1 pseudogene is annotated in these 281 nt (G+C 74.0%); it reads left to right on the plus strand.

The window, feature by feature from the left end:
- A pseudogene (gene kdsD, locus KJY73_RS21700) lies at positions 1 to 281 on the plus strand (arabinose 5-phosphate isomerase KdsD); the annotation flags it as partial.

The following is a 281-nucleotide window of genomic DNA, read 5'->3' on the forward strand; positions in this document are numbered from 1 at the left end:
GAAGCCTGCCCGCTCAATCTCGCACCGACCGCCAGCACCACCGCCGCGCTCGCGCTCGGCGACGCGCTCGCGGTCGCCGTGCTCGACGCGCGCGGCTTCGGCTCGGACGATTTCGCCCGCTCGCACCCGGGCGGCGCGCTCGGCCGGCGCCTGCTCACCTACGTGCGCGACGTGATGCGCACCGGCGACGAGGTTCCGTACGTCGGGCTCGACGCGACGCTGGCGGACGCGCTGTTCCAGATCACCGCGAAGCGGATGGGCATGACGGCCGTCATCGACCC

The sequence above is a fragment of the Bowmanella yangjiangensis genome (assembly GCF_018531185.1).
In the GTDB taxonomy this organism is placed as follows: domain Bacteria; phylum Pseudomonadota; class Gammaproteobacteria; order Enterobacterales; family Alteromonadaceae; genus Bowmanella; species Bowmanella yangjiangensis.